Source organism: Allobosea sp. (genome assembly GCF_030694325.1).
Classification (GTDB): Bacteria; Pseudomonadota; Alphaproteobacteria; order Rhizobiales; family Beijerinckiaceae; genus Allobosea.
The window spans coordinates 22,221-28,795 of record NZ_JAUXYO010000112.1 but is presented as its reverse complement, the minus strand read 5'-3'; the positions used below and the strand labels follow the sequence as shown (position 1 = coordinate 28,795).

The following is a 6,575-nucleotide window of genomic DNA, read 5'->3' as shown; positions in this document are numbered from 1 at the left end:
GCGGGCGGGACGTCGGGGCGCGGCCGGCCCGAGCCGGGCTCGAGCGGTACGTCGAGCGCCGCGCTGAGCGTGTTCTCTGCGGCTGCAACCGGTGCGGCGGGCGCCTCGCTCTTCGGCTGCGGCGCGCGTTCGGGTGCGGCGATCCGGTCTTCGAGGGCGACGCTCATGCCCGCGGGCATGGTTGCCGCCGGCAGGACGGGCGCCTTGCCGGCCGCCCGTTCGGTCGCGGCGATGCGGGGCGGCATCGGTGTGCGTGCCGGCTGAGGCGCCACGGCGGCCTGCCGGTCGGCGACCAACTCGGCCTCCAGGCTGGAGAGCCGCGAGATGATCGTCTCAAGGGTCTGGTGGACGGCGCCGATCGCATCCTGCGTCTCGCGCCCGGTCGATGCATGGCTCTCCTGAAGGCCGGAGAGCAGCGACCCCAGTTCGGCGATGCCGTTTTGCGCCGGTGCGACCTTGCCGAGATGGTCGGACATCGCGGCGCGGGCGGCGCGCTCGGCCGCCTCCGTCGTCTCCTCCCGCAGCGAGTGAAGGTGCGTGACGAGATCCTGCAGCGTCCGCTCCATGCCGGTCTCGGCGGAGCGGGTCGCGGCAGCGGCGTCGAGCCGCTGTGCAAGGCCGGAGATCTGCTGTTCGAGTGCGTCGAAGGAGCCGCTGTCGGCGCCCGGGCGCCCCGCTTCGTCGATCTTGTCGGCGAGGTTGCGCAGCATCTCCTCGACCGGCCTGAGATCGACCGGCGCGACCTGGACGGCCTGCCCGTCGCTGACGAGATGGGCGAGGCTGCTCGAGGCTGCGAGGTTCTCGATGCGGCCGGCCAGCGCCTCGATCTGGCGGGTGACCGCGGTCGGTCCCTTTTCCGCCAGCGCCTCGATGCGGGCCTGCAGCGCGTCGATCCTGTCCTCGATCTGGCGATCGGAACGGGGGTCCGCCGCGCGCGCGTCGATCTTGCTCGCGAGACTGTCGATCTGCCGCGACAGCGCCGCGAGAGGCTCCAGATCCTGCGCCCGCGCCTGGCCGCGATCGGTCAGGATCGCGTCGCGAATGTCGTCGATGGCCGCCGCCAGCCCCTGCAGGTCGCGGCCGTCGGAACGATTGTCGCGCAGCCGGCCGATCTCGTGAGACAGGGCCGAGACCTGATGCGACAGCTCCCCGAGCCGGGCCTCGCTGCCATTGGACGCGAGGATGTCGCGCAGTTCCGCAATGTCGCGCTGCAGCGGGACGAGCAGGGTGCGGTCTCCGCCGCGGGCCGTCAGCGCATCGACCTTGGCGGCGAGATGGGCGATCTCCAGCTCGAAGCGCTGGAAGCTCTCGCCCGAGCGGTCCTGGGCCAGGCGCTGGACTTCGGATTCGATCCGCGCCAGCGGCTTCAGGATCGGCTCGAGCCGGTCACGGGGGTCGAGGCGGTCGAGGCGCGATCCCAGCGCGGCGATCATTGTCTCGATCTGGTTGAAATGCGCCTCGCGGGCAGGCTCGGGCATCCTCACCGGGGCCGTCGGACGCTCCGTCCGGGCAGCGACCGGGGCGATGCGCGCGCTGAGTTCGCGCAGATCGTTGCGCAGCGCCGAAATCCGGCTCTCGGGACCGCCGGCCGGCTGGGTCGGTGCCGCTTCTTCCTGATCGAGCATGCGCTGGCGCGTGCGGATGTCGGTGACGGCGGCGGCGAGGCCGTCCCGGCTGAAGGCCAGGCGAGGTGCCGCGTCGGTGCGGACGCTGCCGCGCGCCGGCTCGGCGGCTCGCCGTTCGAACTCGGCCAGCCGATCGCCCATCGTCTTGATCGCATCGGCGATGACGCTGGTCGCCCGGTCCTGCCGTTCGGCGGCGGCGCGTTCGCCCGAACTCATGCGCTGCTCGGCGGTCTCGATCCAGCGAGCGATCGAATCGAGCGCGCCCACGGTCTTGGCGTTCGATTCGCGGGTCATCCTCTCGACCTGCGACGCCTGGGCGACCAGGGCCTCCATTTCGCTTCGGGACGGAAGGCCGGCTTCGCGATGGCCGTGGGCGGCCTGCTGTGAGGAGGTGTCCATCTGACCCTGGGACAGACGGGCCAGACGCTCGGACAGGGCGGCAATGTCCAGTTGCTCGGGCTGGCTCGGCTCCGCGGGCGCCTCTTCCCGCAACTTGTGGTCCAGCCACTCGCCCAGCGTCATGCCGGCGCGCCGAGCCGCGGCCTTCGCGGCATCGCGGGTGCGGGGATCGACGCCCTTCACGCTCCAGGGCAAGCTAGTGGCCATGATGACGCTCGCCTAAGGGGCTCCGTGTCCGCAATGGGAAGGCGCAGGCCCCTGAACTGCCACGGCTTCCTGCGATTCGGCGACAGCTGAAGATTACGTTCCCGCAAACGCCGAGCCGATCCGCAAGCCCGACCTTTTCGCCGGCGTGGTAAACAGCGGGTTAAGATTCAGGCGCCATCCGTTAATTTTTCGCCAACGGCGCAGCCTGGATCGGGCCGCTGTTCGGCCTTCTAACCGTAACTTACCTCAGGGAAGCGGCTCATTACCTGACGCAAGGATAGTTGCTCGGCTATCCCAGCGACCAGCCAACGATTGCCGCCGATTCGGCCGGCGACGCCTCAGCACTCAAGGATTGAACCCGATGTCTCGCCACAGCTCAGCTCTGGCGGCCTCCGCCATTGCCGATGGCCGCGCCGCTTCGACCGCAGCCGACTCCGATCAGTCGGGTGGTTTCACGATCAGCGACCTCGCCCGCGACTTCGGCGTGACGCTGCGCACCCTGCGGTTTTATGAATCGCGGGGCCTGATCGCTCCGGCCCGCTCGGGCATGACCCGCATCTATTCGAGCCGGGACCGCGCCCGGCTAGCGCTGATCCTCAAGGGCAAGCAGCTCGGCTTCACCCTGGTCGAGATCCGGGCCATGCTGGCCAACGAGGACAAGAAGGGCGGCGAGCCCGGCGCGGCCTCCGTCGGCGGCCTGCAGCTCAGCCGCGAGCAGGTGCTCGAGCAGCTCGAGCTGCTGCGGAACCAGCGTGCCGAGATCGACGATGCGATCGCGGAGCTGGAAGCCTCCGCCGCCCGCTTCGCCAAGGCCTGACCCAACGACCAAACCGCGACCCGGCGCAAGGCTCCGGGCTGCAGGCCGTGAGCAACCTTGATTTTCATAACGCCCCGACCTCTGGTCGGGGCGTTTTTCGTCATGAGTGGCCTTTGCCTGCGGACAAAAGCGGATCTCCATTGCCACGGAGGGCAGGATAGTTTATATGTGAACGATCAAGTCGCCCAGCTCGGCGACCGCGCGATGCGAGGGAGGAACGCCATGCCGGTTTACAAGGCACCCGTCGAAGACACGCTGTTTCTGCTGAACGACGTTTTCGCCATCGAACGCTACAACAATTTGCCCGGCTTCGCCGATGCGACGCCGGACGTCGTCGAGGCTGTGCTCGGCGAGGGCGCCAAGCTCTGCGAGGAGGTGCTCCAGCCTCTGAACCTGTCGGGCGACCAGGAGGGCTGCACCCGCCACGCCGACGGCCGCGTCACCACGCCGAAGGGGTTCAAGGCCGCTCACGAGGCCTATGCCCAGGGCGGCTGGATCGGGCTGGCCATGGATCCGGAGTATGGCGGCCAGGGCCTGCCCTACACGCTGGGTGCCGTCATGAACGAATTCGCCTCCTCGGCGAACATGGCCTTCGCCATGTATCCCGGCCTGACCATGGGCGCGATCGCGGCGCTCAACGTCCACGGCTCGGACGAGCAGAAGCGCACCTATCTGCCCAAGATGATCGAGGGCGTGTGGTCAGGGACGATGAACCTGACCGAGCCGCATTGCGGCACCGATCTCGGCCTGATCAAGACCAAGGCCGTCCCCAATGGCGACGGCTCCTACGCCATCACCGGCACCAAGATCTTCATCTCGGCCGGCGAGCAGGACATCACCGAGAATATCATCCACCTCGTGCTCGCCCGCATCGAGGGCGCACCGGCCGGCGTCAAGGGCATCTCGCTCTTTGTCGTGCCGCGCAACGCGATCGGCGCAGACGGCTCGGTGGGCGAGAACAACCACGTCTCCTGCGGCTCGATCGAGCACAAGATGGGCATTCACGGAAACGCCACCTGCGTCATGAACTATGACGGGGCGAAGGGCTGGCTCATCGGCACCGAGAACAAGGGCCTCAACGCCATGTTCGTGATGATGACCGAGGCCAGGCTCGGCGTCGCCATTCAGGGGCTGGCGCAGTCCGAGGGCGCCTACCAGAACGCGGTGGCCTATGCGCAGGACCGCATCCAGGGCCGCTCGCTCACCGGCGCGAAAAGCCCCGACAAGGCGGCAGACCCGATCATCGTCCACCCCGACGTGCGACGCACGCTGATGTCGATCAAGGCCTTCAATGAGGCGGCGCGCGCCTTCGTGCTCTGGAACGCGCTGAAATCGGACATCGCCCACCGCTCGGGCGATGCCGCCGAGCGCCAGGCCGCCGACGACCAGCTCGGCCTGATGACCCCGGTGCTGAAGGGCGTGCTCACCGATGTCGGCTTCGACAACACGGTGAAGGCCCAGCAGATGTTCGGCGGCCATGGCTACATCGCCGACTGGGGTATGGAACAGTTCGTCCGCGACGCCCGCATCGCCATGATCTACGAGGGCGCCAACGGCGTGCAGGCGATGGACCTCGTCGGCCGCAAGCTCGGTCGCGACGGCGGCCGCGCCATCATGGCCTTCTTCAACGAGGTCGGCGGCTTCCTGAAGGAGAACGGCGAGGACGAGACGCTGAAGCCGCTGCTCGCGCCGCTCGGAGCCTCGCTCGGCCATCTCCAGCAGGCGACGATGTGGTTCATGAACAACGCGCTCGCCAAGCCGGACAATGCCGGTGCCGGCGCGACCGACTACATGCACCTGCTCGGCCTCGTCTCGCTCGGCTATATGTGGGCGAAGATGGCCAAGGTCGCGCAGGACAAGTTGAAGGCCGGCGCCAATGGCGCGACCGAGCGCATGAACACCAAGCTCGTCACGGCCCGCTTCTTCATGGAGCGCAGCCTGCCCGAGACGGCGGCGCATCTGGCGCGGATCACCAGCGGCGCGGATTCGACGATGGCGCTGAGCGCCGAGCAGTTCTGAAGATCTCGCGTCATGGTCGGGCTTGACCCGACCATGTCTTGCAGACCTTGCACACGCCGCTGGATGACGAGATGGTCGGGTCAAGCCCGACCATGACGTCCGGCACGAGAACGAGCCGCCTCGCTGCGGCCAGCCCGGGAGGCCCCTGATGGCAGACGCATTCATCTACGACCATGTCCGCACGCCGCGCGGCAAGGGCAAGGCCGACGGCTCGCTGCACGAAGTGACCGCGATCGAGCTCGGCACGACGACGCTGCGCGCGCTGCGGGACCGCAACGACCTCGACACCAAGCTCGTCGAGGACGTGGTCTTTGGCTGCGTCGATCCGGTCGGCGAGGCCGGCGCCGACATCGCCCGCACAGTCGCCCTCAAGGCCGGCTACGGCAAGGAGGTGCCGGGCATCCAGATCAACCGCTTCTGCGCCTCGGGGCTGGATGCGGTGAACCTCGCCGCAGCGCAGGTGATGTCGGGCCAGAAGGAGCTGGCGATCGGCGGCGGCGTCGAGAGCATGAGCCGCGTCGGCATGGGCGCCTCGGGCTTCGGCATCGCCGTCGACCCCTCCGTCGCCATCGACACCTATTTCATGCCCCAGGGCATCTCGGCCGATCTGATCGCGACGAAATACGGCTTCTCGCGCGACGATGTCGACGCCTATGCCGTGCGCTCGCACAAGCGTGCCCACGCCGCCTGGGAGGCCGGGCGCTTCAAGAATTCGGTGATCCCGGTCACCGACGTCAACGGCCTGACCATCCTTGCCCGCGACGAGACGATCCGCCCGGGCACCGACATGCAGGCGCTCGCCGCGCTGAAGGCCTCCTTCGTCCAGATGGGCGAGATGGGCGGCTTCGACGCGGTCGCGACCGCGGCTCATCCCGATGTCGAGTTCGTCAACCACGTCCACCATGCCGGCAATTCCTCGGGCATTGTCGACGGCGCGGCCGCCGTGCTCGTCGGCTCGAAGAAGGGCGGCAAGGCTGCAGGGCTGAAGCCCCGCGCCCGCATCAGGGCCTTCGCTACGATCGGCTCCGATCTCGCGCTGATGCTGACCGGCCCGGTCGACGTCACCGAGCTCGTGCTGAAGAAGGCCGGCATGACGACGAAGGACATCGACCTGTTCGAGCTGAACGAGGCCTTCTCCTCGGTCGTGCTGCGCTTCCAGCAGGCCTTCGACATCGACGACGACATCCTGAACGTGAATGGCGGCGCCATCGCCATGGGCCACCCGCTCGGTGCTACCGGCGCGATGATCCTCGGCACCGTGCTCGACGAGCTGGAGCGCACGGACAAGAACACCGCCCTGGTGACGCTCTGCGTCGCCGCCGGCATGGGCGTCGCGACGATCATCGAGCGGGTGTGAACCTCCCTCCCTTCCCCCTTGTGGGGAAGGGCCGGGGATGGGGGGCCGCTTGGTGAGCGATCGCCTGGTGGCGCGACCCCACCCCTCTCCCCTCCCCACAAGGGGGAGGGGAAGCGCCTCATTCAGAACGCTTCCCGCCAAGGACCCCGGA

At 68.4% G+C, this 6,575-nt stretch carries 4 protein-coding genes; 3 read left to right on the top strand and 1 reads right to left on the bottom strand.

What is annotated here, in order from left to right:
• A partial coding sequence (locus Q8M82_RS06945; protein ID WP_305690647.1) for a coiled-coil domain-containing protein occupies positions 1-2,231 on the bottom strand: 2,231 nt, incomplete at its 3' end.
• Positions 2,232-2,592: 361 nt separating this feature from the next.
• Here Q8M82_RS06945 and Q8M82_RS06940 point away from each other — a divergent pair.
• From Q8M82_RS06940 to Q8M82_RS06930, 3 genes are all read left to right on the top strand, one after another.
• Positions 2,593-3,048 (top strand): MerR family transcriptional regulator, encoded by a 456-nt coding sequence (locus Q8M82_RS06940; RefSeq protein ID WP_305690646.1) that lies wholly within the window; start codon positions 2,593-2,595, stop codon positions 3,046-3,048.
• Between the two features lie 222 nt (positions 3,049-3,270).
• Entirely contained in the window at positions 3,271-5,067 is a 1,797-nt protein-coding gene (locus Q8M82_RS06935) for an acyl-CoA dehydrogenase C-terminal domain-containing protein (protein WP_305690645.1), read from the top strand.
• 148 nt (positions 5,068-5,215) lie between these two features.
• A complete protein-coding gene (locus Q8M82_RS06930; protein ID WP_305690644.1) occupies positions 5,216-6,424 on the top strand; it encodes an acetyl-CoA C-acetyltransferase in 1,209 nt (402 codons plus the stop codon).
• The last annotated feature ends 151 nt before the right edge of the window (positions 6,425-6,575 follow it).